The organism is Ideonella sp. (assembly GCF_041287625.1).
Classification (GTDB): domain Bacteria; phylum Pseudomonadota; class Gammaproteobacteria; order Burkholderiales; family Burkholderiaceae_C; genus Ideonella.
The window spans coordinates 39,372-64,873 of sequence record NZ_JBGGNH010000050.1; the positions used below are offsets into that span (position 1 = coordinate 39,372).

At 67.3% G+C, this 25,502-nt stretch carries 26 protein-coding genes; 7 read left to right on the forward strand and 19 right to left on the reverse strand.

The features are described from left to right. The first annotated feature begins 4 nt into the window (after positions 1-4). Positions 5-382: a VOC family protein gene (locus ACAH41_RS18920; RefSeq protein WP_325656407.1), complete on the forward strand. Its 378-nt coding sequence runs from the start codon at positions 5-7 to the stop codon at positions 380-382. Between the two features lie 81 nt (positions 383-463). Here the strand turns inward: ACAH41_RS18920 and ACAH41_RS18925 are convergent, their stop codons facing one another. The 3 genes from ACAH41_RS18925 to flhB all read right to left on the reverse strand — a co-directional run bounded on the left by ACAH41_RS18925 (position 464) and on the right by flhB (position 2,480). After that, positions 464-958, reverse strand: coding sequence for a GNAT family N-acetyltransferase (locus ACAH41_RS18925; RefSeq protein ID WP_325656405.1), 495 nt, complete (start codon positions 956-958; stop codon positions 464-466). After that, entirely contained in the window at positions 955-1,227 is a 273-nt protein-coding gene (locus tag ACAH41_RS18930; protein WP_325656400.1) for a DUF1778 domain-containing protein, read from the reverse strand. Before ACAH41_RS18930 ends, ACAH41_RS18925 begins: the two co-directional genes overlap by 4 nt. 98 nt (positions 1,228-1,325) lie before the next feature. Next, positions 1,326-2,480, reverse strand: a complete 1,155-nt coding sequence (gene flhB, locus ACAH41_RS18935; protein WP_325656398.1) for a flagellar biosynthesis protein FlhB — start codon at positions 2,478-2,480, stop codon at positions 1,326-1,328. A gap of 168 nt (positions 2,481-2,648) precedes the next feature. On the opposite strand from flhB, the gene ACAH41_RS18940 reads away from it, so the two are divergent. Further along, complete coding sequence (locus tag ACAH41_RS18940; RefSeq protein ID WP_370538411.1) at positions 2,649-4,325, forward strand: alkaline phosphatase; 1,677 nt, start codon at positions 2,649-2,651, stop codon at positions 4,323-4,325. Between the two features lie 28 nt (positions 4,326-4,353). Here the strand turns inward: ACAH41_RS18940 and ACAH41_RS18945 are convergent, their stop codons facing one another. The 14 genes from ACAH41_RS18945 to fliF all read right to left on the reverse strand — a co-directional run bounded on the left by ACAH41_RS18945 (position 4,354) and on the right by fliF (position 17,464). Then, entirely contained in the window at positions 4,354-6,027 is a 1,674-nt protein-coding gene (locus ACAH41_RS18945) for a response regulator (RefSeq protein ID WP_325656394.1), read from the reverse strand. Between the two features lie 36 nt (positions 6,028-6,063). Next, complete coding sequence (gene fliR, locus ACAH41_RS18950; protein ID WP_325656391.1) at positions 6,064-6,828, reverse strand: flagellar biosynthetic protein FliR; 765 nt, start codon at positions 6,826-6,828, stop codon at positions 6,064-6,066. Further along, entirely contained in the window at positions 6,825-7,097 is a 273-nt protein-coding gene (gene fliQ, locus ACAH41_RS18955) for a flagellar biosynthesis protein FliQ (RefSeq protein WP_325656389.1), read from the reverse strand. Before fliQ ends, fliR begins: the two co-directional genes overlap by 4 nt. A gap of 13 nt (positions 7,098-7,110) precedes the next feature. Continuing rightward, the gene (gene fliP / locus ACAH41_RS18960; RefSeq protein WP_325656387.1) at positions 7,111-7,884 is read right to left on the reverse strand and encodes a flagellar type III secretion system pore protein FliP; all 774 of its coding nucleotides are present in this window, start codon (positions 7,882-7,884) and stop codon (positions 7,111-7,113) included. Then, complete coding sequence (locus ACAH41_RS18965; protein WP_325656385.1) at positions 7,881-8,240, reverse strand: flagellar biosynthetic protein FliO; 360 nt, start codon at positions 8,238-8,240, stop codon at positions 7,881-7,883. The genes fliP and ACAH41_RS18965 overlap by 4 nt, the downstream gene beginning before the upstream one ends. A 34-nt stretch (positions 8,241-8,274) precedes the next feature. Further along, entirely contained in the window at positions 8,275-8,718 is a 444-nt protein-coding gene (gene fliN, locus ACAH41_RS18970; RefSeq protein WP_325656383.1) for a flagellar motor switch protein FliN, read from the reverse strand. Continuing rightward, entirely contained in the window at positions 8,708-9,712 is a 1,005-nt protein-coding gene (fliM, locus tag ACAH41_RS18975) for a flagellar motor switch protein FliM (protein ID WP_325656381.1), read from the reverse strand. Before fliM ends, fliN begins: the two co-directional genes overlap by 11 nt. A 31-nt stretch (positions 9,713-9,743) precedes the next feature. Continuing rightward, positions 9,744-10,373, reverse strand: a complete 630-nt coding sequence (fliL, locus tag ACAH41_RS18980) for a flagellar basal body-associated FliL family protein (protein WP_325656380.1) — start codon at positions 10,371-10,373, stop codon at positions 9,744-9,746. Between the two features lie 299 nt (positions 10,374-10,672). Next, complete coding sequence (locus ACAH41_RS18985) at positions 10,673-11,839, reverse strand: flagellar hook-length control protein FliK (protein WP_325656379.1); 1,167 nt, start codon at positions 11,837-11,839, stop codon at positions 10,673-10,675. Positions 11,840-11,888: 49 nt separating this feature from the next. Beyond that, complete coding sequence (gene fliJ, locus ACAH41_RS18990; protein WP_370538412.1) at positions 11,889-12,353, reverse strand: flagellar export protein FliJ; 465 nt, start codon at positions 12,351-12,353, stop codon at positions 11,889-11,891. A 136-nt stretch (positions 12,354-12,489) separates the two neighbouring features. After that, positions 12,490-13,917, reverse strand: a complete 1,428-nt coding sequence (gene fliI, locus ACAH41_RS18995) for a flagellar protein export ATPase FliI (protein ID WP_325656374.1) — start codon at positions 13,915-13,917, stop codon at positions 12,490-12,492. Next, on the reverse strand, positions 13,917-14,756 hold the full coding sequence (locus tag ACAH41_RS19000; protein ID WP_325656372.1) for a FliH/SctL family protein: 840 nt from the start codon (positions 14,754-14,756) through the stop codon (positions 13,917-13,919). The genes fliI and ACAH41_RS19000 overlap by 1 nt, the downstream gene beginning before the upstream one ends. Beyond that, complete coding sequence (gene fliG, locus ACAH41_RS19005) at positions 14,743-15,753, reverse strand: flagellar motor switch protein FliG (protein ID WP_325656368.1); 1,011 nt, start codon at positions 15,751-15,753, stop codon at positions 14,743-14,745. The genes ACAH41_RS19000 and fliG overlap by 14 nt, the downstream gene beginning before the upstream one ends. A 19-nt stretch (positions 15,754-15,772) precedes the next feature. After that, positions 15,773-17,464, reverse strand: a complete 1,692-nt coding sequence (gene fliF, locus ACAH41_RS19010; protein WP_325656366.1) for a flagellar basal-body MS-ring/collar protein FliF — start codon at positions 17,462-17,464, stop codon at positions 15,773-15,775. A gap of 198 nt (positions 17,465-17,662) precedes the next feature. Here fliF and fliE point away from each other — a divergent pair, with 198 nt between their 5' ends. From fliE to aqpZ, 5 genes are all read left to right on the forward strand, one after another. Further along, positions 17,663-17,995, forward strand: coding sequence for a flagellar hook-basal body complex protein FliE (gene fliE / locus ACAH41_RS19015; protein WP_325656364.1), 333 nt, complete (start codon positions 17,663-17,665; stop codon positions 17,993-17,995). 209 nt (positions 17,996-18,204) lie between these two features. Next, positions 18,205-19,614, forward strand: a complete 1,410-nt coding sequence (locus ACAH41_RS19020; RefSeq protein WP_325656361.1) for a S53 family peptidase — start codon at positions 18,205-18,207, stop codon at positions 19,612-19,614. A 400-nt stretch (positions 19,615-20,014) separates the two neighbouring features. Continuing rightward, positions 20,015-21,427, forward strand: coding sequence for a S53 family peptidase (locus ACAH41_RS19025; RefSeq protein ID WP_325656359.1), 1,413 nt, complete (start codon positions 20,015-20,017; stop codon positions 21,425-21,427). Between the two features lie 112 nt (positions 21,428-21,539). Then, complete coding sequence (locus ACAH41_RS19030; protein WP_325656356.1) at positions 21,540-21,977, forward strand: SRPBCC family protein; 438 nt, start codon at positions 21,540-21,542, stop codon at positions 21,975-21,977. A gap of 259 nt (positions 21,978-22,236) precedes the next feature. Beyond that, the gene (gene aqpZ / locus ACAH41_RS19035; RefSeq protein ID WP_325656354.1) at positions 22,237-22,926 is read left to right on the forward strand and encodes an aquaporin Z; all 690 of its coding nucleotides are present in this window, start codon (positions 22,237-22,239) and stop codon (positions 22,924-22,926) included. An 80-nt stretch (positions 22,927-23,006) separates the two neighbouring features. On the opposite strand, the gene ACAH41_RS19040 is transcribed toward aqpZ, so the two are convergent. Both ACAH41_RS19040 and ACAH41_RS19045 read right to left on the reverse strand, forming a co-directional pair. After that, positions 23,007-24,995, reverse strand: coding sequence for a reprolysin-like metallopeptidase (locus tag ACAH41_RS19040; RefSeq protein ID WP_325656352.1), 1,989 nt, complete (start codon positions 24,993-24,995; stop codon positions 23,007-23,009). A 138-nt stretch (positions 24,996-25,133) separates the two neighbouring features. After that, positions 25,134-25,502: hypothetical protein (locus tag ACAH41_RS19045; RefSeq protein WP_325656350.1), on the reverse strand; the 369-nt coding region annotated here is incomplete at its 5' end.

Sequence of the window (25,502 nt, forward strand, 5' to 3'; positions counted from 1 at the left end):
CCTCATGTTCGACCACGTCAAATTCGGCGCCAGCGACTACGCGGCGAGCAAGTTGTTCTACCTCCAGGCACTTGCACCGCTGGGCGTGGTGGCGGGTTCGGAAGGCGAGCCTGCCTACGGCATCGAGCTCTACCACCCGGACGGCGAGGTTTCGTTGTGCCTGTTCGAAACCAAGGAGAAGCCGGCGCACCTGCACCTGGCGTTCGTGGCAGAGAGTCGCCAGCAAGTGGATACCTTCTACCGTGCGGCGCTGGAAGCCGGCGGAAAGGACAACGGCCCGCCTGGCCTGCGCCCGAAGTACCACGCGAACTATTACGCGGCCTTCGTGATCGGCCCGGACGGGCACAACATCGAAGCGGTTTGCCACAAGCCGGAGGCTTGAGCCATGACGCTCCGGACCGGCAGCGTCTTCGCGGCGCAGGCTCGCTTTGACGCCGCCAGCGCCGTCACCGTCAAAACAGCTTCAAGCCTTTGCCGTGCTCAACCGCAGCATCAATGTCATCGGGTGCTGCGGTGATTCCTGGAAGCCGTAATGCAGGTAGAACTGCTTTGCGCGGTCGTGCAGGGCGTGAACAAGCAGGGCGCGCACACCGGCGTTCTGCGACACCGCCACGGCCCGATGGACTGCGTCTTGAAGCAGTGCAGCGCCAAGCTTGATGCCCTGGCCGCGGTGGTCAATGGCGAGCCTGGCCAGCACCATGACCGGCACTGGGTCGGGCATGTTCCGTCGCACGCCGCTCGTGGCCATCTGGTGCGCAACCGCACCCGCCGCCATTGCGTAGTAGCCACAGACTCGGCCATCCTGTTCTGCGACGACGAAAGTGCGACTGGCGCCGCTCAATTGGTTTGCCATGGCTCGGCGCTTGAGCCACTCATCAAGGCTGGCTTCCCCGCAGGCGAATTCGTCGAGCAGATGGGTGGCCGCCAACGGTTGTGGCGCGCTCAGCGCCAAGCTCATGCCGCGCCAGTGCGCCAGGGTGCCTTGACAGCCATCAGGCGTTCAAGTCCCGGGTTGGGAGCGGGAGGGGCGTCGAGCATCGCGGTGAATTGCTTGAACTTGTCCGCGTCCAGGTTGAAGAAAACCTGATCCAGCACCACGGCTTTGGCACGCTCGCAAGCCGCTTCGAGCATGAAGTCCGAACGGTTCTTGCCAAGCAAGCTGGCAGCGTGATCGATGAGGTCACGCTGCTCAGGCAAGGCTCGCAGGTTGATGGCGGCGTCACGCATGGGGCGCTCCTCTTTGTATATACGTCAGATATGCAAATTCTGCCGCCGATGTATATTCGTTGTCAATACAACTCGAACATCGAGCCCCTGGACGAGCGTTACTCGCCATCCTCATCCGTCGGCATCTTCCTGCCTGGCGCATTGTGCGGATCCAGCTCTGGCGGCACGTGCACTTCCGGCGGGGCGATGTAGCCGGGCTTGCCGCGCAGCTGGTAGACCCAGGCCAGCACCTGGGCGACGGCGGCGAACAGCGCGGCGGGCACCTCGTGGTCCAGTTCGCAGTGGGCATAAAGCGCACGCGCCAGCGGCGGGGCTTGCAGCACAGGCACCTTGGATTCGCGGGCAATGTCGCGGATCTTCAGGGCCAGCAGATCCGCGCCCTTGGCGACCACGCGGGGCGCGCCCATCTGGGATTCGTCGTACTTCAGCGCGACGGCGTAGTGGGTCGGGTTCATGACGATCAGGTCGGCCGTGGGCACGGCGGCCAGCATGCGTTTCTTGACCATCTCGCGCATGCGGGCCCGGATCTTGGCCTTGACCTCGACGTTGCCTTCCGCGTCCTTGTGTTCCTGCTTGACTTCCTCGCGGCTCATCTTGAGCTTCTCCAGCCACAGGTGGTGCTGCAGGGGAACGTCGATCAAGGCCCACACGCCCAGCACCAGCAGCAGCAGCCCGAAGCCGCCGGCCATCGTGCTGGCGAGCTGGCCCACGGCGCTGGGCAGCGGCACGGCCATCAGGCTGACCATGCCCATGAACTGGGCCTTGAGGTAGAAGTAGCCAACGCTGCCGAGCAGCAAGGCCATCACCAGCATCTTGCCGACGTCGATCAGGTGCTGCTTGGCGAACATGCGGCCCAGCCCGGAGATGGGGTTGAGCTTGCCGAAGCTGGGCTCCAGCACCTTGAAGCTCATGTTCCAGCCGCCGGACAGCACCGCCGTGAGGATGCCGACGCCGGCCATCACCAGGCCCATGGGCACGATGACCAGCAGGGCCTTGATCATCATGCCGCTGAGCTGCGCGCCCATCGCGGCGGGGTCGGCCACGGTGGCGCGGTCGAAGCGCAGCGCGCTCGCCAGCATCTGCTGCAGCCAGCCTGAGAGCGGCACGGCAATCGCGGCCAGCCCTGCGCCACCAGCGGCCAGCGCGGTGAAATGACCCAGGTCCCGCGATCGGGGGACCTGGCCTTCTTCGCGGGCCTTGCTCTTCTTCTTGGAAGAAGCCGGTAAGTTGCGGTCTTGGGCGGAATCAGCCATGGTTGACCGAGATGGTGCCCGGGCGGCGCCAGGACTTGAGCTGAAAAACAGCCCGAAAAACCACGGTGATCCGCACGGCAAGCCGTGTCAACACGCTGTCAAAACCCCCAACTACCGTGAGGCGCTCAGTTCGAGCCGGCCGTCGCCGGCCACCTCAAGGAAGTCATCATGGGACGCCCCAGCTCCGTCAAGCCCGCGCCGCAAGGCACCAGCCGCCGCGACTTTTTCAAGCGCTCCAGTTCCGCTGCCGTGGCCATCGCGGCCCTGCCCGCGCTGTCGCTGGACGCCCAGGCCGGCAGCTACAAGGGCGCCTTCCAGCACGGCGTGGCCAGCGGCGACCCGCTGAGCGACCGCGTCATCTTGTGGACCCGCGTGACGCCCACGCAGCCCAAAGACAAGGTCTACGCCAGCTACGTGGTCGCCCGCGACCCGGCCCTGAGCGACGTGGTCACCACCGGCCAGGTGACGACCACGCCCGGCCGCGACTTCACCGTCAAGGTCGACGTGAGCGGCCTTCAACCCGGCACCACCTACTACTACCAGTTCAGCCACCTGGACAAGCTTTCCCCGGTCGGCCGCACCCGCACCCTGCCCGCCGGCAGCGTGGACCAGCTGCGCCTGGCGGTGGTCAGCTGCTCGAACTACGCCTACGGCTACTTCAATGCCTACGGCCGCATTGCCGAGCGTGCCGACCTGGACGCGGTGCTGCACCTGGGCGACTACCTCTACGAATACGCCGACGGCCAGTACGGCAGCCTGCGCAAGCTGCAGCCCTCGACCGAGATCCTGAGCCTGGCCGACTACCGCATGCGCCACGCCCAGTACAAGACCGACCCCGACGCGCAGGCCATGCACCGCCAGCACCCGATGATCGCCATCTGGGATGACCACGAGACCGCGAACAATGCATGGAAGGACGGCGCCGAGAACCAGAACCCCGGCGAAGGCAACTGGCCGGACCGCGTGGCCGCCGCGCTGCAGGCCTACTACGAGTGGATGCCGGTGCGCATGGTCGACAAGGACAACCCGCGCCGCAACAACCGCAATGTGCGCTTTGGCAACCTGGTCGACCTGTACATGCTGGAAGAGCGCGTCAACGCCCGCAGCGAGCAACTGCCGGCCACCGTGCCCACCCCGCTGGGCCTGGGCTTCACGCAGACCGGCGACTTCCTGGACCCGAGCCGCACGCTGCTGGGCGACACCGAGGAGCAGTGGCTGACCAAGGGCCTGCGCAAGTCCACCACCAGCTGGCGCCTGCTGGGCCAGGGCGTGATGTTCGCCCAGCTCAAGGCCCAGGGCGCGGCCAATGCCGCCGGCGGTGGCGCCTTCCTGAACCAGGACCAGTGGGACGGCTACCAGCCCCAGCGGGACCGCATCTACAAGGTGCTCAAGGGCACGACGCAACACGCAGCAGTGGGCAACGTGGTGGTGCTGACCGGCGACATCCACAGCGCCTGGGCGGCCGACCTGAGCCAGGACCCGAACAACAGCGACCTGGCCAGCGGCGGCTACAACGCCAGCACCGGTGCCGGCTCGGCAGCGGTCGAATTCGTCGGCACCTCGGTGACCTCGCCAGGCATCGACGATCCGACCAACCAGATCGCCGGCTACCTGAAGTCGCAGAACCCGCACTTCAAGCACATCGACCTGAACCGGCGCGGCTACATGCTGCTGGACATCGATGCGAGCCGCATCGTCTGCGAGTTCTGGAACGTCGACACCATCACCGCGCCGAGCACGGTGGAGAGCCTGTCGACGACCTGGCAGGTCACCAGCGGCAGCCAGCGCCTGAGCGCCGGCACGCCCACGTTGAGCCGCAGCGGCGCGCCGGTCCTGGCGCCCTGAGCCGAAGCCTGGCGCCAAGCGCCAGGCTTCATCCGCCAGGCAGCGAGTTGGGCTCGGCGGCACCGGCGCGAATGCGCAGGCCGCCGGAGTCCGCGTCTTCCACGCCGACGCTGGCCATCGGCGCGGGCCTGGCACCGAGCAGGCGCACCAGCTCTTCCAGCGCCGCGTGGTGGCGCGGCGCGTCTTCGAGCTTGTCGGCATAGCGCTTGAGCACGCCACGTGCGGTGTCGACGAACTTCTGGTTCAAGGTGCTGCGGGCATGGCCCAGCAGCGCGTCCAGCGCAGCATCGGGCCGGCCGGACACGCAATGCATCATCGAGCGTTCGACCGACTCGGCGACCTGCACATGGCACTGCTTGATCAGCTCGCCATACGGCGCATGGGCGCCGGCCGCGCCGGCCATCAGCTCGCTGATGCCCTTGGTGCCGGTGAAGCGTTGGCCAATTGCCTGGACCCAGGCTTCGGCATCGGGCAGGTTCAGCTCGGCGGCGGTCAGCTGGGCAATCGCGGTCAGCAGGTTGCAGGCAGCTTCCATGTCGAAGTCCTTGGCGCTTACCTCGCTTGCCAGCCGCCTGAGCGTCTCCACCACCTGGCCGACCTGGTGCCGCAGCATCAGGTCAAAAGCGCCGACGATGCCGCTCATGCGCTGCAGCCGCCTGCTTTGAGGTGCCTTTTCAAGCGCCCTGGCCAAGTCCACCGCGCAGCGTCCCAGGCCTTTGCCGTCGCGCTGGCGAAAGCGCACGATGGCCAGCAGCACCACGCTCTGGAAGTCGAACAGCTTGGAGCCCTGGCCGAGGACCTGGGCCTTGTCCAGCGCCTTCGCGGCTGCCGCCTGGTCACCGGCATAAAACGCCAGCATGCCCAGCTTCTGCTGGCGGCGCAGCGAGCCGGGGGTGAGGTCGCAGGCCTTCTGGTAGGTCACCATCGCTTCCTGCAAATGGCCCTGCGCCACCTGGGTGCGGCCCATCACGTCGTAGGCATCGGCAAACGACGGCTCATCTGCGATCAGGCTTTCGAGCGAGCGCAGCGCGGGCGTGGTCTGCTGCGCGCCCAGTTGGGCGCGGGCGAGCCCCAAGCGCGCCCAAGGCAGCGCCTGATGGGCGACGACGGCGTCCAGCAGTTCGCGCGCCGCGGTGTGCATTTCCAGCCGAAGCAGCAGCTCGGCGCCCAGGCGCGCGGCGTAGAGCCAGTAGGTGTCGCGGTGGCGGAAGCGCTCTGTGCAGAGCCGCGCAGCGGTCTCGAACTGGCCATCATCGATCGCCACGTAAATGTCCTTCAGCACTTTCTTGCGCTGGCGCGCCTGCATCATGCGGTCGTGCAGGGCCTGGGTCGTGAAGGGCTTGAGCAGGTAGCTGTCCAGCGCGGATTCGGCCGCCTCGGCCACCTTGGCGTAGCTGCGCTCGCCGGTGACCATGATGAACACGGTGGCCCAGGGCAGCAGGTTGGCCGCACGCAGTTCGTCCAGCAGCTCCTGGCCCGTCTGGGTGCGAACGCCCGCGGTGGGGGCATTGCCGTGGAAGTCCATCTCGCACAGCACCACGTCGAACTCGCGGGTCTCCAGCTGGCGGCGCGCGTCAATGACGCGGCCACTCTGCATCACCGTCACCATGCCGGCGTCTCGCAGCTGGGCCGAGAGCACGCTGCGCGAGGTCGGGTTCGGATCGATGATCAGCGCGGTGCAGTCAGCGAGCAAGGCAGCCATGGCGAAGTCCTCTGCCTTGTAAGGAGTGGGGGACGCTCAGTGACCAAAAACCGTCAGCATGCGCTCTAGCGAAGCGACAAAAGGTGTCTGCATCATTGGCAGCATCGCCATCATCGACACAAGTCCGACGCCCATGGTGATGGGAAACCCGAGTGCGAAGATGTTGGACTGCGGCGCCACGCGCGAGATCACGCCCAGCACCAGGTTCACGAACATCAGCACCGCGATCATCGGCATGGCCACCCACAGGCCCATGCTGAAGACCTGCGCGCCCCATTGCTGCGGCGCCACCGTGCGCAGGAAAGCAAACGGCTGGTCGCTGATCGGGAAAGCTTGCAGGCTGTCGACCACCGTCTCGATCACCGTCAGGTGGCCGTTGATGACGATGAACATGAAGGCCACCAGCGTGGCAAAGAAGCGGCTCGCGGCAGTGGACTGGCTGGCCATCACCGGATCGAAGAAGCCGGCGAAGTTCATGCCCATCTGCAGCCCGGCGATCTCGCCGGCAAACTCGATCGCGGCAAACACCACGCGCACCGAGAATCCCAGCGTCACGCCAATCACCAGTTGCTGGATCACCAGCATCACCGCCAACCCCGAATCCAGCGCCACCACCGGCACCGGCGGGCCCACGCCCGAGGCACACACCGCCACCATGAAGGCCAGCGCCACCCTCACCCGCGCCGGCACCGTGCGCTGCCCGAACACCGGCAGCACCTGGAACAAGGCCAGCACCCGCAGGAACGGCCACAGCACCGGCGTGAGCCAGGCCATGACCTGGGCTTCGTTGAAAGAGATCATCCGCCGGCTGCGGACGGGATCGACAAGAGCATCGCGCGGATGTAGTCCACCAGCTGCGTCATCATCCACGGGCCGGCAATGGCCATCACGGCGACTGCGGCGACCAGCTTGGGCACGAAGCTCAGCGTGGCTTCGTTGATCTGCGTGGCGGCCTGGAAGATGCTGACCAGCACGCCGACGATCAGCACCACGGCCAGCATCGGCGCCGACACGGTCAGCAGCATGATCAGGCCTTGCTGGCCGATGGTGAAGACCTGGGACGGTTCCATGGAGTGGCTTTCCTTATTGGGCGAAGCTGGCGGCGAGCGAACCCAGCAACAGGTTCCAGCCATCGGCCAGCACGAACAGCATCAGCTTGAAGGGCAGCGAGACCAGCACCGGCGACAACATCATCATGCCCAGCGACATCAGCACGCTGGCCACGATCATGTCGATGATCAGGAACGGGATGAAGATGAGAAAGCCGATCTGGAAGGCGGTTTTCAACTCACTGGTCACGAAGGCCGGCAGCAGCACCTTCAGCGGCACGTCTTCGCCCTTGATGCCGGCGTCCAGCTTGGCCAGCTTGGCGAACAGCTCCACATCGGACTGGCGGGTCTGCTTCAGCATGAAGGCGCGCATCGGCACCTCGCCGCGCTTGAGCGCTTCGGTGAAGTCGATCTGGCTGGCCTGGTAAGGCGCCCAGGCCTGCTCGTAGACCTTGTCGATGGTGGGCGACATCACGAAGAAGGTCAGGAAAAGCGACAGGCCGACCACCACCTGGTTCGGCGGGGCCGACTGCGTGCCCATGGCCTGGCGCACCAGCGACAGCACGATCACGATGCGGGTGAAGCCGGTCATCAGCAGCAGCACCGCGGGCAGGAAGGACAGCGCGGTGAAGAACAGCAGCGTCTGGATGGGCACCGAGTAGCTGGTGCCACCGGCGCTTTGGCCGACCAGCAGCGGCAGGCCGGGCGCGGCCGGTGCAGCCTGGGCCATTGCGGCCCCCGGCAGCGACAGGGCGAGCGCCGCCAGCGCTGCGGTCATCGCGCAGCGTTGCAGGGTGCGACGGGTCATGGCTGGTTCCCGTCCTGGCCGCCTGTGTTGCGGCGCCAGCGGTTGATCAGCTGGCTCACCGAGTGGGCCTGCGGGTTCAGGATCTCGGTCGGCACTTCGTCCGGCGCGTCCAGCGTGGTGAGCGTGGTGATGCGGTCCGGGCTCACGCCCACGACCAGCCAGCGGGCATTCGCGCCCTGCATCAGCTCGACCACCACCACGCGCTGCGACGGCGACAGCGACAGGCTGCCCACGTTGCGCAGCAGCCCGGGTGTGCCGGCGCCACCGATGCCGGAACGGCGCATCAGCCACAGGGCCAGCGGGATCATGGCCACCACCGCACCGAAGGCAATGAGAGGCATCAGCGAAGAAGTCATTCCGGCGTTCCTTGGACAGGGAAAACTGCGGGGTTCAAAGGCGGCTCAGGCGGCGCATGCGCTCGCTGGGCGTGACGATGTCGGTCAGGCGGATGCCGAACTTGTCGTTGACGACCACCACCTCGCCCTGGGCGATCAGGAAGCCGTTGACCAGCACGTCCATCGGCTCGCCGGCCAGCGCTTCGAGCTCGACCACCGAGCCCTGCGCCAGCTGCAGGATGTTCTTGATCGGGATGCGGGTGCGGCCGAGTTCAACCGTGAGCTGGACGGGGATGTCCAGGATCATGTTGATGTCGTTGCCGGCGCCGGAGGTGGCGGTGGTCGGCGAGAAGTTGGCGAACGAAGCGGGGGCCACCTGCTCTGCCGCGACCTGCTCGGCGACCTCGCCACCAGAGGGGCCCTTGGACTCGGCCAGGGCCGCGGCCCAGGCATCGGCCATGTCGTCCTGGCCGTCGTCGGTTGCTTGATCAGCTGCCATTGCTATCTCCCAACCAGCCGAAGTTCGGGCTGGTCAACATGCGATCGATCTTGATGGCGTAGTGGCCATCGGAGGTGCCGTAGTGGCAGTCGAACACCGGGACGCCGTCGATCTTGGCCTGGATCAGCGGCTCGAGATCGAGTTCGATGAAGTCGCCAGGCTTGAGTGACAGCAGTTGTTCGACGGTGGCCGGGGCCGTGCCCAGCTCGGCCACCAAATCCACGTTGGCGGACTGGATCTGCTCCTTCAACAGGTTGACCCAGCGGTGGTCCGGCTCCACCGAGTCCCCCTGCATCGACGAATACAGCACGTCGCGAATGGGCTCCAGCGTGGAATAGGGAATGCAGAAGTGAACCGAGCCGGAGGTTTCGCCAAGCTCCAGCGAAAACGAGGTGCAGACGACGATCTCGCTGGGCGTGGCCACGTTGGCGAACTGCGGCTGCATTTCCGAGCGCTGGTAGTCCAGCTCCAGCGGATAGATGCCGCGCCAGGCGCGCTTGTATTCCTCGGTGATGCAGCCGACCAGGCGCTCGATCACGCGCTGCTCGGTGGCCGAGAAGTCGCGGCCCTCGATGCGAGTGTGGAACTTGCCCACGCCGCCGAACAGCGCGTCGATCACCGCGAACACGATGCTCGGGTCGCAGACGATCAGGCCCGAGCCGCGCAGCGGGCGCACCTGCACGATGTTGAAGTTGGTGGGCACCACGATCTCGCGCAGGAAGGCGCTGTACTTCTGCACCTTGATGCCGCCGATCGAGACTTCCGGGCTCTTGCGGATCATGTTGAACAGCCCCACGCGGATGTTGCGCGCAAAGCGTTCGTTGATGATCTCCATGGTCGGCATGCGACCACGGACGATGCGTTCCTGGCTGGCCAGGTCGTAGTTGCGGATGCCGCCAGTGGGCGCTTCTTCCTGCTCGAGCTTCTGGCTCTCGCCGGTGATGCCCTGCAGCAGCGCGTCGACTTCGTCCTGCGAGAGGATTTGCTGGTTCACGGATGAGATCCTGCGACCGGGCGTGTCGGGCTTATTGAATGATGAAGGACGAGAACTGGACCGACTTCACCGGCGAGTCGTCGAGACTGTCGAAGCGCTTGCGCTTCTTCTTCTTGCCCGGCGTGGGCGGGGCTTCTTCTTCCACCGCGTCCTCGTCTTCGAGCTCGATGCCCATGGGCTGCACCGCGACGCGGCGCAGCTGGCGGGCCAGCACTTCCTTGCCGTCGGGCGTCATCAGTTCGGCCGAGGTCTTGTGGCCCAGCAGCAGCAGCACGTTGTTGCGGATTGCCGGCAGGTAGGCCTTGATCTCGTCGGCCACGTGCGCGTCCTCGACTTCCAGCGTCAGGCCGATCTGGGCGAAACGGTCGGTCTCGCGGTCGGCCAGGTTGACGACAAACGGGTCCAGCGGCACGAAGACCGGCAGCGCGTGCTTGTCGTCCTTCTTCTTGTCCTTCTTGGCGCTCTTCTTTTCGTGGTGCCCGCTGCTCTCTTCGCCATCTTCGGCGGCAGCGGCCGCTTCCGCGTCGTGGTTCTTCTTCATCACCAGCGCGACACCACCGCCCACCAAGGCCAACAACACCACCACGGCGATGATCAGGATCAGTTTCTTCTTGCCCTTCTTGGGGGCATCGCCGGCGGGGGCAGCTGCGGCAGCAGACATGGACGGGCTCCTTGATTCCTCTGAAGGCTCCACACTGCGCCAAGATGGCGCAGCAGGACCGATGAGCAGAATTGTTGAGCGCCGAGCCCCGTGCAGAAGCCACGAAAAGCGGCGGTTTTACCGGTGCACCTCAGGCTGGACAGCCGCCGGTTTCCGATCCGTCCGCACTGGCGGTGCATGCCCCGTCCGCACTCACTGGCAGTGCGTTTCCCCGTTCGCCCTGAGCCTGTCGAAGGGTTGCCCGCGTTGAGCCGCGATGAGCTGCGCGGCGCAGGGGGTTGACCGGCCAGCCGCGCTGGTCAGGCGTACATGTCCAGCAACCCGCGGCGATTCACCGCGGTGCGGGCCGGGCTCATCGTCGCGTTGTCCAACGCTTCATCGCCGCTGTTGCCACGCCCGCCCATGCCAAACGCGCGGCCACCGCCGCCAGCTTGCTGGGCACCGGAATCGCCCTGGCGCTGGCCCTGGCTGGTCTGGTCGGAGACGCTGCCGCCGGCAAGGCTCAAGCCCACGTCACCGAGCTGTTCGGCCAGCTTCGGCAGGGCTTCGCTGAGCGCCGAGCGGGTCGACGCCACGTCGGCGCCCAGTTCGATGCGGGTGCTGCCTTCGTGCACCGCAATGCGGACCTCGATCGGCCCCAGGTCGGCCGGGTTCAGTTCCAGCTTGGCATGCGACACGCCTTCGTTCATCCAGGTGCTGAGCTGCACGCCCAGCGCCTGTGGGAACAGCGGGCTGTCCGGCGGCGTGGGCAACTGGGCCTGGGCCGGCGCGGCCTGCAGCTCGGCGCTGGCGTCGGTGGCCGGGCGGCTGGCGGCCAGGTCGACCATGCCCGCCAGGCTCGGCAAGCTGCCATCACCTTCGCTTTCGCCGCCGCGCTCGGCCGCGGGAGCGGCGGTCAGGCTCATGCTGGCGGCGTCGGCCGGGCTGTCGCCGCTGGCCTGGCGGGCAGCCAGCAAGCTGCTGCGGAAGCCGTCTGCCGTGGCGGCTTCGCCTGTGGCGGCAATGCCGCCGGCGTCCTTCAGTTCACCGGCGCGGCGAGCCCCTGCGCCGCCGGCATGGCCGCGGCCTTTCAGTGCGTCCAGGCCGCGCGAGGCGCCGCCCAGGTCTTCGCGCTTGGCCACCAGCTGCAAGGTGCTGGGCTGGGCGGGCAGGTCCTCGGCGCTGAGCGCGGTCTTCTTCGGCGCGTCGGCGCGTTCGTCCTTGTCGCCCTGGTCGGCGGCCTCGGTGTCGCTGCCGGCCTCGGCCTTGTCGGCATCGGGTTTCTGATCGGCTTTCGGCGCGCTGTCGGCGGTCAGCGCCTGGTCAGCATCAGGGGCGGCCTTCAGGCTTTTGGCGCCCTGGCCGCGCAGCATGTCGGCGAAGTTGCCGTGGCTGCCGGCGTCCTGGCGCTGAGGCGCGCGCTGCGCGACGCGCGACGACACCGGCTTGACCGGGACCACGGGCGCCAGAGGGGTGTCCAAAGGCATGCGTATCCTCCTGCGGGAAATTCAAGAAACAAGATCGGATTCGATGGGCTCAGGCCGCAGCGCCGGCCATGGACTGGCGCGAGGCCCAGGCGCGGCGCTGGTTGGCCTCGTCGGCCTGCTTCTGCTCGCGCTTGCGCTCGTCCTGCAGCAGGCTGTCCTGGCGGCGCTCGATCAGCCGGCGCACGGTGGCCACCTTCAGCTCGCGCTGCTGCACGCGCTGGTGCGCGGCACGCACCCGCTGGTCGGCCTGCAGCACCACGCCCTGCTGCGAGGCAATGGCCTGGTCCAGCCGGCCGACAAAGCCGTGGTAGCAGCGCACCAGCTCGATGGCGCCGCCCTTGGCGAACTGCGCGGCCCAGCGCTTGCGGTATTCGCCGCGGTAGGTCACCAGCGAGTCGGCCTGCTCACGCGCGGCTTCGGCCATGCGTTGGGTCTCCCGCCATTCGGCCATCGCGTCGTCACGGCGGCGCTGTTCGCGCTCCAGCAGCGTGCGGAGAAGTTCCATGCGGTTCATTGGGCGATTCCTGATGAAGGACTGCGACGAGGGCTACGGGCACTGCAACCACAGCCGGGACGAAGCAGCAGCTTCCTCCGAAACGCCGGCCTGCACTGCGAGAAACAACACCTTCAACGACGCCTTCTTGTGTGATTCAGCCAGCGGCCTGGTTCTGCGGCTGGCCCGCCGGGTTCAGGCGCAGCAGCGCGCGGCGGCTGGCTTCCAGCGGTGCGCGCTCGTGCATGCCTTGCTGCAGCAGCGCGGTGAGCTGCGGGTGAACCTTGACTGCGGCGTCCAGCTCCGGGTCTGCCCCGGGCACGTAGGCGCCGAGCTGGATCAGGTCGCGCGCCTTGTTGAATTTCGCCATCCACTGGCGGGCCTTGCGGGCGCCTTCCAGGTGCTCGCGCGGGGCGACCGCGGTCATCACCCGCGAGATGGATTTCTCCACGTCGATGGCCGGGAAATGCCCGGCCTCGGCCAGCTCGCGGGACAGCACGATGTGACCGTCCAGGATGCCTCGGGCCGCGTCGGCAATCGGGTCCTGCGGATCGTCGCCTTCGGTCAGCACGGTGTAGAAGGCGGTGATGGAGCCCACGCCGTTGAGGCCGTTGCCGGAACGCTCGACCAACTGCGGCAGCTTGGCAAAACAGCTGGGCGGATAGCCCTTGGTGGCCGGCGGCTCGCCAATGGCCAGGCCGATCTCGCGCTGCGCCATCGCGAAGCGGGTCAGCGAGTCCATCAGCAGCAGCACGTGCTGGCCCTTGTCGCGGAAATGCTCGGCCACCGCGGTGGCATAGCTGGCGCCCTGCATGCGCACCAGCGGCGGCGCGTCGGCCGGTGCCGCGACGACAACCGCGCGCTGCAGCCCTTCGTCGCCGAGGATGTCTTCGATGAATTCCTTGACTTCACGGCCGCGTTCGCCGATCAGCCCGACGACGATCACGTCGGCCGCGGTGTAGCGGGCCATCATGCCCAGCAGCACCGATTTGCCGACGCCGGTGCCGGCGAACAGGCCGATGCGCTGGCCGCGTCCCACGGTGAGCAGCGAGTTGATGGCGCGCACACCGGTGTCCAGCGGCTGGCGCACCGGGTCGCGGTCCATCGCGTTGATCGGGCGGCGCACCATCGGCTCGTTGAGCACGTCCTGCAGCGGGCCGCCGCGGTCCATCGGGTGGCCATGGGCATCGACCACGCGGCCCAGCAGGCCTTCGCCCATCGGCAGGTGCAGGCCGCGGTCTTCGCTGCGCCGCCAGGGGTGGTTTTCCACGCCCAGGCGAGGGGGAATCTGCGGCACCGGCAGCGGCACGACCTGCGCGCCGCTGGCCAGGCCATGCAGCTCGCCGGTGGGCATCAGGTAGGCGCGGTCGCCATGGAAGCCGACCACTTCGGCGGTGACCGGCGATTCGCCCGGCACACCGACCGAGCAAACCGCGCCAACCGGCGCACGCACGCCAGCGGCTTCCAGCACCAGGCCGGTCACGCGCACCAGCGAACCCTGCATTTCCAGCGGCTGCGGCAAGGAGGCGTAGTTCTGGATGTCCTGCAGGAAGCGCTGCCAGCGCTCGGGGCGGGTGGTGAGCATCAGGCGTCTGTTTCGGGTTCGGGCGATTCGAGGGGCTCGGCGATGGCGGCCGCACCGCCTTGCCAGGCCAGCGGCACGGCAAACACCGCGGCGGCCTGTGCCCAGCGGCTTTCGATGCGGGCATCCACGCGGCCCAGGTCGGACTCGACGATGCAGCCACCGCGTGCCAACTGCGGGTCGGCGATGACCATCACGTCGCGCGTGCGCAGCGTGTCAGAGGCACCCATTTCGACCAGCGCCACATCCTCCGGGTGCAGCCGCAGCACCAGGTGCCTGGCGGTGACCATGACGGCGGCCACGGCTTGCTGCGCGACCTGGACCACGCAGTCCGGCCGCTGCTCGATCTCGCTGCGCACGACCTGGCGGGCCAGCTTCAGCGCGGTCTGCACCAGCGAGTCGGCCATGCGGGTTTCGAGGCCGCCGAGCTGGTCCTGGAATTCGGCCACAACCTGTGCCATCTGCGCGCTGATCTGCTGGGCGAACTGGCGCTTGGCGGCTTCCAGTGCTTCGAGCCCGTCGCGGTAGCCTTCCTGGTAGCCGTTCTGGCGGGCATCGATGGCCTGCTTGCGGCTGGCCAGCATCAACTCTTCCAACGTCGGCGCGGGCGGTGGCGGCGGTGCGGGCGGCGGCGGCGCCACCGGCGCCTGCGCGGCCGGCGGGTTGACGACGACGCCAGGCGGCAGCCCGCCCAGGCCGCCACCAAAGGTGTCGGGCGTCCAGGCGGCGAAGTTGTCCAGCTCCTCGCGGGGAATGAAGCGGGCGTAGGCGTTGGCTGGGCGGTTGTTGCCACCCTGCGGCGGCGGCACCGGACGCGGCGTGTTCGGTTTAGAGGAAGTCATCGGCACCTCCCGATGCCAGCACGATCTGGCCTTCGTCGACCAGGCGGCGGACGATCTTCAGCAGTTCCTTCTGCTCGGCTTCGACTTCGGAGACGCGCATCGGGCCGCGCGATTCGAGGTCCTCGCGCAGCGTCTCGGCGGCGCGGCTGGACATGTTGCGGAAGACCTTCTCGCGCATCTCGGCGGTGGCGCCCTTGAGCGCCACGACCAGCGAGTCGCTCTGGACTTCCTTCAGCACCGCCTGGAAGCCCTTGTCGTCGAGCTTGTTCATGTCCTCGAAGGTGAACATGTTGTCCATGATCTTCTGGGCCAGGTCGCCGTCGGCTTCGCGGATGTAGTCCAGCACCGAGGTCTCGACCGAGGAGCCCATCATGTTGATGATCTCGGCCGCGGCCTTGGCGCCGCCCAGCGAGGCCTTGCGCAGGCGGTCGCCACCAGCCAGCACCTTGTTCAGGACTTCGTTCAGGTCCTTCAGGGCCGACGGCTGGATGCCGTCCAGCGTGGCAATGCGGATCAGCACTTCGTTGCGCTGGCGCTCGGTGAACGACTTCAGCACGGTGGAGGATTGGTCGAAGTCCAGGTGCACCAGGATGGCCGCGATGATCTGCGGGTGTTCGTTGCGCAGCAGCTCGGCCACCGAGCCGCCGTCCATCCACTTCAGGCTTTCGATGCCGGACACGTCGCTGCCCTGCAGGATGCGGTCGATCAGCAGGTTGGCCTTGTCGTCGCCGAGGGCCTTGCGCAGCACGGCCTTGACGTATTCGTCGGTGTCGGCCACCAGCATGTGCTGGGCCTCGGCCTGCTTGCTGAATTTGTCCAGCACCCGCTCGACCCGCTCGCGCGGGATGACCTTCAGCCTGGCGATGGTTTCGCCCAGCTTCTGCACTTCCTTGGGACCAAGGTGCTTGAACACGCCGGCCGCCTCCTCCTCCCCGAGCGACATCAGGAGGATGGCGGCGTTTTCAGCGCCTTCGTCGTCTTTCGAATTTCCAGCCATGGGGTCGTTCGTTACCGGTTCAGGTGGCGATTTCGCCGGTCACCCATTCGCGCATGATGTTGGCCACGGCGCCTGGGTTGTCACGGGCCAGCCGTCGTGCGGCTTCCAGCTGGGTGTTCTCAAGAGGTGCCTCAAGTGCCGGCAGACCGCTGCCACCGCCCAGGGCCGGCAGGATGTTGTCGTCATCGACCACGGCATCGAGCTGCTGGCCCTTGTCGTCTTTCTCGGCCTCGATCGGCGTCAGCACCTGGCGGATGCCGGGCCGGATCACGCCGAAGATCAAGGCCAGCGCCACCAGGGTCAATGCGGCCGGCACGCCGGAGGCACGCGCCAGGTCCAGCAGCCATGGCTGCTTCCACAGCGGCAGGTCGTCGGCCGCCGGTTCGGTGACCGGCTTGAACGGCGCGTTGATGACCTTGACCGAGTCGCCGCGCTCCCTGCTGAAGCCCACGGCTTCCTGCACCAGCGCCGTCAGCTTCTCGATTTCCTCGGGCGGCAACGGCAGCGTCGTGGTCTTGCCCTTGGCATCGGTCGAGGTGCGGTGGTTGACGACCACGGCGGCGTTCAGCCGGCGCACGGCACCGGTCGCGTTGCGCGTCACGCGCACGGTCTTGTCGACCTCGTAATTGGTGGTGGCTTCGCGGCGCGAGCTGCCGCTGCCGCCCATCTGGGTGGCCTGCAGCGGGGCCGAGGCGCCGTTGATCGGCGCGGTGGCGGGCACCGGCGGCTGGTTGGTCGCGGCGCCCGGCACGCCGGTGGGCATGGGGTTGCCGGCGCCATTGGATTCGGCACTCTGGGTGCTGCGCACGGCGGCCGGTTCGTTGCCCTGGTTCGGGCGGTACTGTTCGGAGGTGGCTTCGGTCTGGTTGAAGTCGATGTCGGCGGTCACCGAAGCGCGCAGGTTGTCGCGGCCGACCACCGGCTCCAGCAGGTCCTGCACGCGCTTGAGGTAGCTGGCCTCGATCTGGTGCACGTACTGCAGCTGCTGTTCGTCCAGGCTGCGGGCACTGTCTTCGCCAGGGCCGGAGAGCAAGGTGCCGCGCTGGTCCAGCACGCTGACGGCCTTGGCATTCAGGTCCGGCACGCTGGACGACACCAGGTGCACGATGGCAGCGGACTGGCCACGGTCCAGCGTGCGGCCGGGCATCAGCGTCAGCATCACGCTGGCGCTGGGCTTTTGCTGCTCGCGGAAGAAGCCGTTCTGGTTGGGCAGCGCCAAGTGAACGCGGGCATCTTCCACGCCGTCCAGCTTGGTGATGGTGCGCACCAGTTCGCCTTCCAGCGCGCGCTGCATGTTCAGGCGCTCCTGGCGGTCGGTCTGGCCGAAGCGGGCGTTGTCCAGCAGCTCGTTGCCGGTGACGGTGGCCTTCGGCAGGCCGGCAGCCGCCAGCTTCATCTTCAGGTCGTAGACCTTGTCGGCCGGCACCATGATGGAGGCGCCGCCATCGCTGTGCTTGTAGGGCACGCCCATCTGCTGCAGCTGGGCCAGGATGGCACCGGCTTCCTTGTCGGGCAGGCCGCTGTAGAGAATGCGCCAGTCGCCCTGGCTGGCCCACAGCATCATGGCCACCATGGCCGCCAGCACGGCAGCCACCGCGCCGCCAAGCTTGAGCTTGGTGGCGGGCGGCATGGCCATCAGCTTGGCCACGGCGCCTTGGGGGGCGACCGGGGTCAGCTCGGCGGGTACGGGAGCAACAAGGGCTTGGTCCATGGGAGCGGGCACTCAGCGGCGAAAAGGTCGATGGCCCCACAAGAGGGCACGGACCGGATTGTTCGCCAGCACCCTGGTCCACCAAGACGCGAGAAGCCCGCCAATCGCCTCGCAGTTCCATCCATAGAGAAGCCCGGCGATCCCTACCATTTCGGTCATGCCCTCCACTTCTTTAGGGCCCCTAGAGAAGGAAACGCCATGGACCTGAAGCTCAAACCTTTCGACTTCGCACAAGCGGTTGCCAAAGCAGGCCTGTCCCAGGACGGCATGCCGCTTTCGCGCGCCAAAGCGGCGAACAGCGTCGAAAAAGGCAGCTTCCAGAGCGCCATGAGCAGCGCGCTGAAATCGGTCAGCGACTCGCAGCTCGAAACCCAGCGGCTGCAGAAGGAATTGCAGCTGGACAACCCGTCCGTCAGCCTGGAAGACACCATGGTCGCGATGCAGAAATCGCAGCTCGGCTTCCAGGCCACGCTGTCGGTGCGCAACCGGCTGGTGCAGGCCTACACCGACATCATGAACATGCAGGTGTAAGACGCCGGCGCTGCTGCACCGTCTCCATTTTGGGGGACGCTCAAAGAGGGGACGACGCGCACGGCACCCCCTGCAAGAGGGGTGCCGCTCTCCTGCCAGAAGCACAGACTGCGGTCGCGCTCCAAGCCTTCACAGGGCTGAACTCACAGGCCGGAATGCACCGGCCGCCGGGGCGCTGATGACTGCATCCATTCCTTCTGGAGACACACATGAGAGACGCCTCTGTTCACTTCAAGCGCTGCCTGCTCGCAGCCGCCGTTGCCACCCTGCCCGGCCTGGGCATGGCCGCAGCGGCCGACAGCGCGATGACCCCCGGCGCAGACGCGCTGGCCGCCCCCGAACCTGACGCAGTGGGCCGCTATGTCCTGCCGCCCAACGTGTTCCGCCCGGACAGCAGCGTGCGCCGGGCCGAGGACCGCGGCCAGCGCGTCCACACCAACTACGTGATGCACAACCGCAACGGGGTCAAGGTCAACCGCCTGGAAGACCTGGCCGTGCCGGCCCCGGAAGCCAATCCCGCCCCCAACGCCACGTTCGCCGAGTACCCGGCTTCGCTGGCCTGCATCGCCAAGGTCGGTCCCGCCTACAGCGGCTGCGTGCCGACCAACAACGCGGCCTACAACGCCACCGGCGGCGGCCGTGCCATCGTCATCGTCGACGCCTACGACTACCCCACCGCAGCGGCCGACCTGGCCACCTTCAGCTCGTTCTTCGGCCTGCCGGCGGCCAACTTCACCAAGGTGATCGCCAACGGCAACGGCGCCTGCGTCACCCCGCCCTACAACTCGGGCTGGGCGCTGGAGGCCGCGCTGGACGTGCAGTGGGCCCATGCGATGGCGCCCAAGGCCAAGATCATCCTGGTCGAGGCCTGCTCCAACAGCTGGGCCGACATGATGTACGCCGAGCAGATCGCCATCCAGCAGGCGAACGCCGCCGGTGGCGGGGAAATCTCGAACAGCTGGGGCGGTGCCGAATGGAGCACTGAATCCACCGACTGGGACTGGGTCTTCCGTTCCAACTGGGTCGCGAACAAGCCGGTCAACTTCTTCTTCTCGGCGGGTGACTCGGGCCTCGGCGCGCAATTCCCCAGCGCTTCGCCGTGGGTGACCTCGGTGGGCGGCACGACCATCAACCGTGACCCGACCACCCAGGCCTTCCTGAGCGAAAGCTGCTGGGCGGGTTCGGGCGGCGGCACCAGCGCCTATGAAACCTACAGCAGCACTTTCGGCAGCGGCACCGGCCCGTGGACCAACTACCAGTACCCGCTGTTCGGCCAGGCCGCACGCCATTCGCCGGACATCTCGTTCGACGCCGACCCGGCCAGCGGCGCCTATGTCTACAACGCCGGCAGCTGGTACGTCGTCGGCGGCACCAGCCTGGCCGCACCGCTGGTGGCCGGCATTACCAACACGTCCAACAACCGCCTGGGCATGGCGCCCAAGGCGGGCGGCTACTTCACGAACGCGCAGAACAACCTGCTGTACGCGGAGCTGCTGACGAACAAGGACTACGGCGTCAATTTCTATGACGTGACCACCGGCAACAACGGCGCTGCAGCCGCCGTGGGCTGGGACCAATGCACGGGCGTGGGCAGCCCGCGCGGCCGCGTCGGCAAGTAAGCCAGCGTTCACCTCCCTGCTCCTGACGGCCTGGCACCAGGCCTTCCAGCGGACCTGCAAGGCAAAGGCGACAGCCTTCCTGCCTGCAGGTCCGCTTTTTCATGGGCGGCACTCGGCGGTTCCGAAGCGACCGCTGCCGGTAGACGAGGTGTGGTCATCCACGCGCCATGAACGTGAAATCCAGCCCGGAAGTGCCACCGTCTCACCCGTCCGGAAGCAGATTGCCCAGGAGTGTGGGACACCGTTCACGCAACCCGAAAAAGAGGATGCGAAGCCGCTTGCAAACGCACAGACTGCGCTCGCGCTCGAAGCCCGGCCCAGGTTTGAAACGCCGGCCCGCAGGCATGCATCAGCCTGCCCGTGCGCACTGCCTTTGCATTCATTCCATTCGGAGAGATACATGAAAGATACCTCTGTCCACCTGACACGCTGCCTGCTGGCGGCCGCCGTTGCGGCCCTGCCCGGCCTCGGCATGGCAGCAACCGCTTCCGACAGCCCGATGACCCCGGGCGCCGAAGCCCTGGCCGCGCCCCAGCCCGAGGCCGTGGGCCGCTACGTGCTGCCGGCCACCGTGTTCCGCCCGGAAAGCAGCGTGCGCCGCGCCGCGGACCGCGGCCTGCGGGTGCACACCAACTTCGTGGTGCACAACCGCCATGGCATCCAGGTCAACCGGCTCGAAGACCTGGCCGTGCCGGAACCCGAAGCCAACCCGGGCCCGAATGCCTCGACCACCGAATACCCGGCGTCGCTGGCCTGCATTGCCAAGGCCGGCCCGAACTACAGCGGCTGCGCGCCGGTCAACAACGCGGCCTACAACGCCACCGGCGGCAGCCGCGTGATCGTCATCGTCGACGCCTACGAAACCCCGACCGCGGCAGCCGACCTGGCCTACTTCAGCACCTACTTCGGCCTGCCCGCGGCGAAGTTCAAGAAGGTGATCGCCAACGGCAACGGCGCCTGCGTCACGCCGCCCACCAACACCGGCTGGGCCCTGGAAACCGCGCTGGACCTGCAATACGCGCACGCGATGGCGCCTGGCGCCCACATCGTGCTGGTCGAAGCCTGCTCCAACAGCTGGGCCGACATGATGTACGCCGAGCAGATCGCCATCCAGCAGGCCAACTCCTACGGCGGTGGCCAGATCTCCAACAGCTGGGGCGGCGCCGAGTGGAGCACCGAGTCCGCGGACTGGGATTGGGTCTTCCGCTCGAACTGGCTCGAAGGCAAGACCGTGAGCTTCTTCTTTTCGGCCGGTGACAACGGCCTGGGCGCCCAGTGGCCCAGTTCCTCGCCGTGGGTGACCTCGGTGGGCGGCACCACCATCAACCGCGACGCCACCACCAAAGCCTTCCAGAGCGAAAGCTGCTGGCCCGGCTCGGGCGGCGGCACCAGTGCCTACGAGACCTGGGGCACCACCTTCGGCACCGGCACCGGCCCGTGGACAGGCTTCCAGTACGCGCAGTTCGGCCCATCGGCCCGCCGCACGCCCGACATCTCGTTCGCAGCCGACCCGGCCAGCGGCGCGTACGTCTACAGCGCTGGGGCCTGGTACGTTGTCGGCGGCACCAGCCTGTCGGCACCGCTGGTGGCTGGCCTGGTCAACGGCGCAGGCAACCGCCTGGGCCTGGCGCCCTCGGCCGGCGGCTATTTCGGCAACATGGAGAACAACCTGCTGTACGCGCAGCTGCACACGGCCAAGGAGTACGCCAACAACTTCTATGACGTGACCACCGGCAGCAACGGCGCCTCGGCCACTGTCGGCTGGGACCAGTGCACCGGCGTTGGTAGCCCGCGCGGCCGCCTCGGCAAGTAAGCCACGCCGCCCGCCTCGAACCTGCATTGCCACGGCCTGCTGCCATCACGCTGTCAGCAGGCCCCCGCGACACTGGCTGCCAGATTGACCTACCCAACAGGCAGACAACACCATGTGGCAAAGCGAATTCAGCATCCTGGCCCCCGCCTCTCCCGCCGCCGTCTGGCGGCTGTTTTCCGACGTGGCCGGCTGGCCGCGCTGGAACGCCGGCATTGAGCACATCACGCTCGAAGGACCGTTTGCCAGCGGCACCCGGTTCGTCATGAAGACACCCGGCCAGCCGGCTTTCACCAGCCGCTTGCTGGCAGTGCAGGAGAACCTCGGCTTCACAGACGAAACCGTCATCGACGACGTCCGCGTGCTGGTGGACCACCGCATCGAGCGGGCCGACAACGGCTGCGTGCGCATCACCTACGCCGCCACGGTGCATGGACCCGAGGCCGAGATGATCGGCAAGGCCGTGACCGACGACTTCCCGCAGGTGCTGCATGCGCTGGCCACGCTGTTGCGCGCTGACGCACCGGTGAGCCGGGCGCTGAGCTGGGCCTGAGCAGGCTGTCGCCTCCTCTTTCGGCATCCCCAATTTGAAGGGCGTGGCCCGAAGCCCGGTGTTCGCGCTTATGGCAAGCTGCGCCGGCCTTTGAAGTCGCGCACCCCTGCCGGGTTTGTACCGCCGGCATGGTGGCGAGCCACGCGTCGTGACCTGTCCGGCATGTGGCTCATTTCCCACCACCGGTGATCGCGGCCACAAGGCCCGCGGCGGCACATCGCTGCGGTCATGACCGATCAATTCAAATGGGGAAAACGATATGCGGCAATACGGCGCGGAGTTTCTGGGAACGTTTTGGCTGGTGCTGGGAGGCTGCGGCAGCGCGGTGCTGGCGGCCGCCTTTCCGAACGTGGGCATCGGCCTGCATGGCGTATCGCTGGCTTTCGGCCTGACGGTGCTGACCATGGCCTTTGCCATCGGCCACATTTCGGGCTGCCACCTGAATCCGGCCGTGTCGGTCGGACTGTGGGCGGGCGGCCGCTTTCCGGCCAACCAGTTGCTGCCCTACATCGTCGCCCAGGTGCTGGGCGGCCTGGCGGCCGGCGCGGTGCTGTATGTGATTGCCAGCGGCGCGCCTGGCTTCGACGTCAGCAAGGGCTTTGCTTCGAACGGCTATGGCGCGCATTCGCCGGGCGGCTACTCCTTGCTGGCCGCGCTGGTCACCGAGGTGGTGATGACGATGTTCTTCCTGCTGGTGATCCTGGGCGCGACCGACAAGCGCGCACCGGCCGGCTTCGCACCGATCGCCATCGGCCTGGCGCTGACGCTGATCCACCTGATCAGCATCCCGGTGACCAACACCTCGGTCAATCCGGCGCGCAGCACCGGTGTCGCGGTGTTCGTCGGCGACTGGGCGCTCGGCCAGCTGTGGCTGTTCTGGGTTGCCCCGATCGCCGGGGCGCTGCTCGGCGCCTTTGCCTACAAGGCGATTGCCGGCGAAGAAAGCTGATCGGCAAGGCCACCTCGGCGGCACTGCAACGCAAAACGCGGCCGAGGCCGCGTTTTTTCATGGGCGAATCCCGGTCTGCTTCATCCGCCGATGCGGAAGTCCACGTCCGAGATGTCGAAGAACACGTTGCCGTGGCACTTGACCTTGATGCGGGCCTGCGAGGTGCTGACCGCCGGCAGCGTGACCTTGGCCGAGCCGGTATTGGCGGCCTTGGATTTCAGGCTGTAGGCCATGGTCTGGCCGCCGTCGGTCGACAGCCAGATCTCCACGGTCGCGCAGGACACCGGCGCGACGTCGGTCTTGGCCACGTCCCACTTGACCTTCAGCGTGCCGCCAGCCGTGGCCTGCACGTTGGTGTTCGGCGCGGTGACCTTGAACGGGCCGGCATCTGCCGTCACGTTGAAGCTCAGGTCGGCGCTGGCCAGGCCACCGGCAGACGGCGCTGCCTGGTTGTCGCGCACGATGAAGCGGAAGTTCAGCGGGCGGGTTTCGGTGGGCAGCAGTTCGCCCAGCGTGTGGGTGTTGCCCAGGAGGTCGCTCAGCTGCGGGAAGGTGCGCGTGGTCGAGGCCACCGGCGGGAAGGCGCGGAACAGCGGCGCGGTGCCGGTGGGCGCGTCAGGCGAGCCGCCAGGACCGAGGTCGCGCTCTTCCCACTGGTAGCTCAGCGTCTTCTTGCCATCCGCGTCCTTGCCCTTGCCGGTGAGCTCGAAAGGCGTGTTGGCCGGGATGGTGAAGCCACCGGCCGGCACCGTGGCGGTGGGCGGCGTGTTGCCCGAAGCCGTCACCGCGGCGCAGCTCGCGCCGTTGCCGCTGCGGGTGTAGGCCACGATCTCGTCGTAGCTGGCGCTGTGGAACTGGGCGTCGCTGTGCGGCTGGATGTCGTCTGCGCCGCAGATGCCGGCATAGCCCATGATGGTGGTGCCGCTGCCCGGCTCGTAGGCCGCGCTGGCGGCGCGGTTGCCGCCGCCGCAGGAGCCGGTCACGCTGTTGAAGGTGTGGTTGGCACCGAACTGATGGCCCATTTCGTGGGCCACGTAGTCGATGTAGAAACCGTCACCCACTGGCTTGCCGAGGCCGGTCACGCCGCCAGCCTTGTTGCTGCCGCAGATCACGCCCAGGTAGGCCACGCCGCCGCCGCCGGTGCTCACCACGTGGCCCACGTCAAACGCATCGTTGCCCAGCACCGTGCGCAGCGTGCGGATGTTCTGGCCCAGCATCGAGCTGCCGTTGGAGTTGGCATACGGATCGGTGCCGGCATCGGTGTAGATGATGGCGTCTTCACCTTCGATCAGCTGCAGGCGAATGCCCAGCTCACGCTCGTAGACGCCAGTGACCCGGTTGGTCAGGCTGACCAGTTCGGCCAGTACGCCGGCCTTGTTGGTGGGCGAGGCGTCCGGGTCCTGGAACTTCGCGTATTCGCCGGTGGTGGCCAGCGCCAGCCGGTAGGTCAGCAGCTCGGTGCCGATGGGCACGCCGGCCAGCGCCGACTTCAACTGCGGCGAAGCCTCGCTGCCGGGCACGGTGAGCACGCGGTCTGCGTCGCGGTGGCGCAGCGGCAGGTCCTGGCGCAGGTAGACCTGGTGCAGGCCGGCATTCGCGTCACGGCCCGGATCGATGAAGACCCGGCCCTGCGGCGTGAACACCATGGCCTTGAAACCGTGCGGGCTGAAGTCGATGCGGGCCGTCACGCCAGGCTGATCGACCGCTGTGCCCACCAGGCTGTGGATCTGCGGGTAGCGCGTGGCCAGGCCAGGCGCCATCACGTCCACCGGCGAGAGGCGCAAGGTGAGCGTGCTGCCGTCGGGCATCGGCAGGTCCAGCAGCGGGCGCAAGGCCTCGGCACCGGTGCCAGCCGGTACACGCTCGACCAGCGCCTGCAGCGAAGCGCTGTCCCATTGCACCCAGCGCGCCTTGGGCGCAGCCAGTGCAGACTGCGCCGAAAGGGCCTGCGCCGCCTGCGCGGGCGGCACGTCACGCCACAAGGGCGCGGCGATGGCAGTCGACGCACCGAGCGCCGAAGAAGAAATTCCCAGCACCAGGACGGCGCGCCAGACAGCAGCAAACAACATCAAATACTCCGACTCCGCAGGACAAAGATGCACCCGCGGCCGGCTTCGCAAGCTGCGAAGCCAGGCGCAAGCCCTCATGAGGCTGCGGGTGGTGGTGCGGAGCAGTGTCAGGACATTGCGCGAAGACGCAAATCCCTATCACGCAGGGTGTTGGTGCCTCCGAACTGGCCGCTGTAGCTGCTCAGGCTGTCCAGCGGGTAGGACTCGAACAGCGTGTGGCCGTCCACGTCGTAGGATTTGACGACGAAGCGTTCCTTGCCGTTGGCGTTGTATTCGTGCTTGATGGGGTAGCTGCCGCCGCCTGTTGTAGGCGTAAGTCCAGGTGGTGTTGCCCTTGGCCACGGTGGCGGGCAGGCCGTCGCCGGTCAGCGTGCGGGTGGTGCCCAAGGTCGTGCCGTCGCCGTAGGACGTGCTGAGCAGGCGGTTGCGGGCGTCGTAGCCGAAGTTGGCCTTGGCGCTTTCGGCGACGGCGCCTTGTTTGCACTCTGTTGTGCTTGGCAGATCCTG

Coding starts and splice junctions, on each gene's coding strand:
- ACAH41_RS18920 (WP_325656407.1), top strand. CDS start 5: ATGTTCGACCACGTCAAATTCGGCGCCAGCGACTACGCGGCGAGCAAG.
- ACAH41_RS18925 (WP_325656405.1), bottom strand. CDS start 958: ATGAGCTTGGCGCTGAGCGCGCCACAACCGTTGGCGGCCACCCATCTG.
- ACAH41_RS18930 (WP_325656400.1), bottom strand. CDS start 1,227: ATGCGTGACGCCGCCATCAACCTGCGAGCCTTGCCTGAGCAGCGTGAC.
- flhB (WP_325656398.1), bottom strand. CDS start 2,480: ATGGCTGATTCCGCCCAAGACCGCAACTTACCGGCTTCTTCCAAGAAG.
- ACAH41_RS18940 (WP_370538411.1), top strand. CDS start 2,649: ATGGGACGCCCCAGCTCCGTCAAGCCCGCGCCGCAAGGCACCAGCCGC.
- ACAH41_RS18945 (WP_325656394.1), bottom strand. CDS start 6,027: ATGGCTGCCTTGCTCGCTGACTGCACCGCGCTGATCATCGATCCGAAC.
- fliR (WP_325656391.1), bottom strand. CDS start 6,828: ATGATCTCTTTCAACGAAGCCCAGGTCATGGCCTGGCTCACGCCGGTG.
- fliQ (WP_325656389.1), bottom strand. CDS start 7,097: ATGGAACCGTCCCAGGTCTTCACCATCGGCCAGCAAGGCCTGATCATG.
- fliP (WP_325656387.1), bottom strand. CDS start 7,884: ATGACCCGTCGCACCCTGCAACGCTGCGCGATGACCGCAGCGCTGGCG.
- ACAH41_RS18965 (WP_325656385.1), bottom strand. CDS start 8,240: ATGACTTCTTCGCTGATGCCTCTCATTGCCTTCGGTGCGGTGGTGGCC.
- fliN (WP_325656383.1), bottom strand. CDS start 8,718: ATGGCAGCTGATCAAGCAACCGACGACGGCCAGGACGACATGGCCGAT.
- fliL (WP_325656380.1), bottom strand. CDS start 10,373: ATGTCTGCTGCCGCAGCTGCCCCCGCCGGCGATGCCCCCAAGAAGGGC.
- ACAH41_RS18985 (WP_325656379.1), bottom strand. CDS start 11,839: ATGCCTTTGGACACCCCTCTGGCGCCCGTGGTCCCGGTCAAGCCGGTG.
- fliJ (WP_370538412.1), bottom strand. CDS start 12,353: ATGAACCGCATGGAACTTCTCCGCACGCTGCTGGAGCGCGAACAGCGC.
- fliI (WP_325656374.1), bottom strand. CDS start 13,917: ATGCTCACCACCCGCCCCGAGCGCTGGCAGCGCTTCCTGCAGGACATC.
- ACAH41_RS19000 (WP_325656372.1), bottom strand. CDS start 14,756: ATGACTTCCTCTAAACCGAACACGCCGCGTCCGGTGCCGCCGCCGCAG.
- fliG (WP_325656368.1), bottom strand. CDS start 15,753: ATGGCTGGAAATTCGAAAGACGACGAAGGCGCTGAAAACGCCGCCATC.
- fliF (WP_325656366.1), bottom strand. CDS start 17,464: ATGGACCAAGCCCTTGTTGCTCCCGTACCCGCCGAGCTGACCCCGGTC.
- fliE (WP_325656364.1), top strand. CDS start 17,663: ATGGACCTGAAGCTCAAACCTTTCGACTTCGCACAAGCGGTTGCCAAA.
- ACAH41_RS19020 (WP_325656361.1), top strand. CDS start 18,205: ATGAGAGACGCCTCTGTTCACTTCAAGCGCTGCCTGCTCGCAGCCGCC.
- ACAH41_RS19025 (WP_325656359.1), top strand. CDS start 20,015: ATGAAAGATACCTCTGTCCACCTGACACGCTGCCTGCTGGCGGCCGCC.
- ACAH41_RS19030 (WP_325656356.1), top strand. CDS start 21,540: ATGTGGCAAAGCGAATTCAGCATCCTGGCCCCCGCCTCTCCCGCCGCC.
- aqpZ (WP_325656354.1), top strand. CDS start 22,237: ATGCGGCAATACGGCGCGGAGTTTCTGGGAACGTTTTGGCTGGTGCTG.
- ACAH41_RS19040 (WP_325656352.1), bottom strand. CDS start 24,995: ATGTTGTTTGCTGCTGTCTGGCGCGCCGTCCTGGTGCTGGGAATTTCT.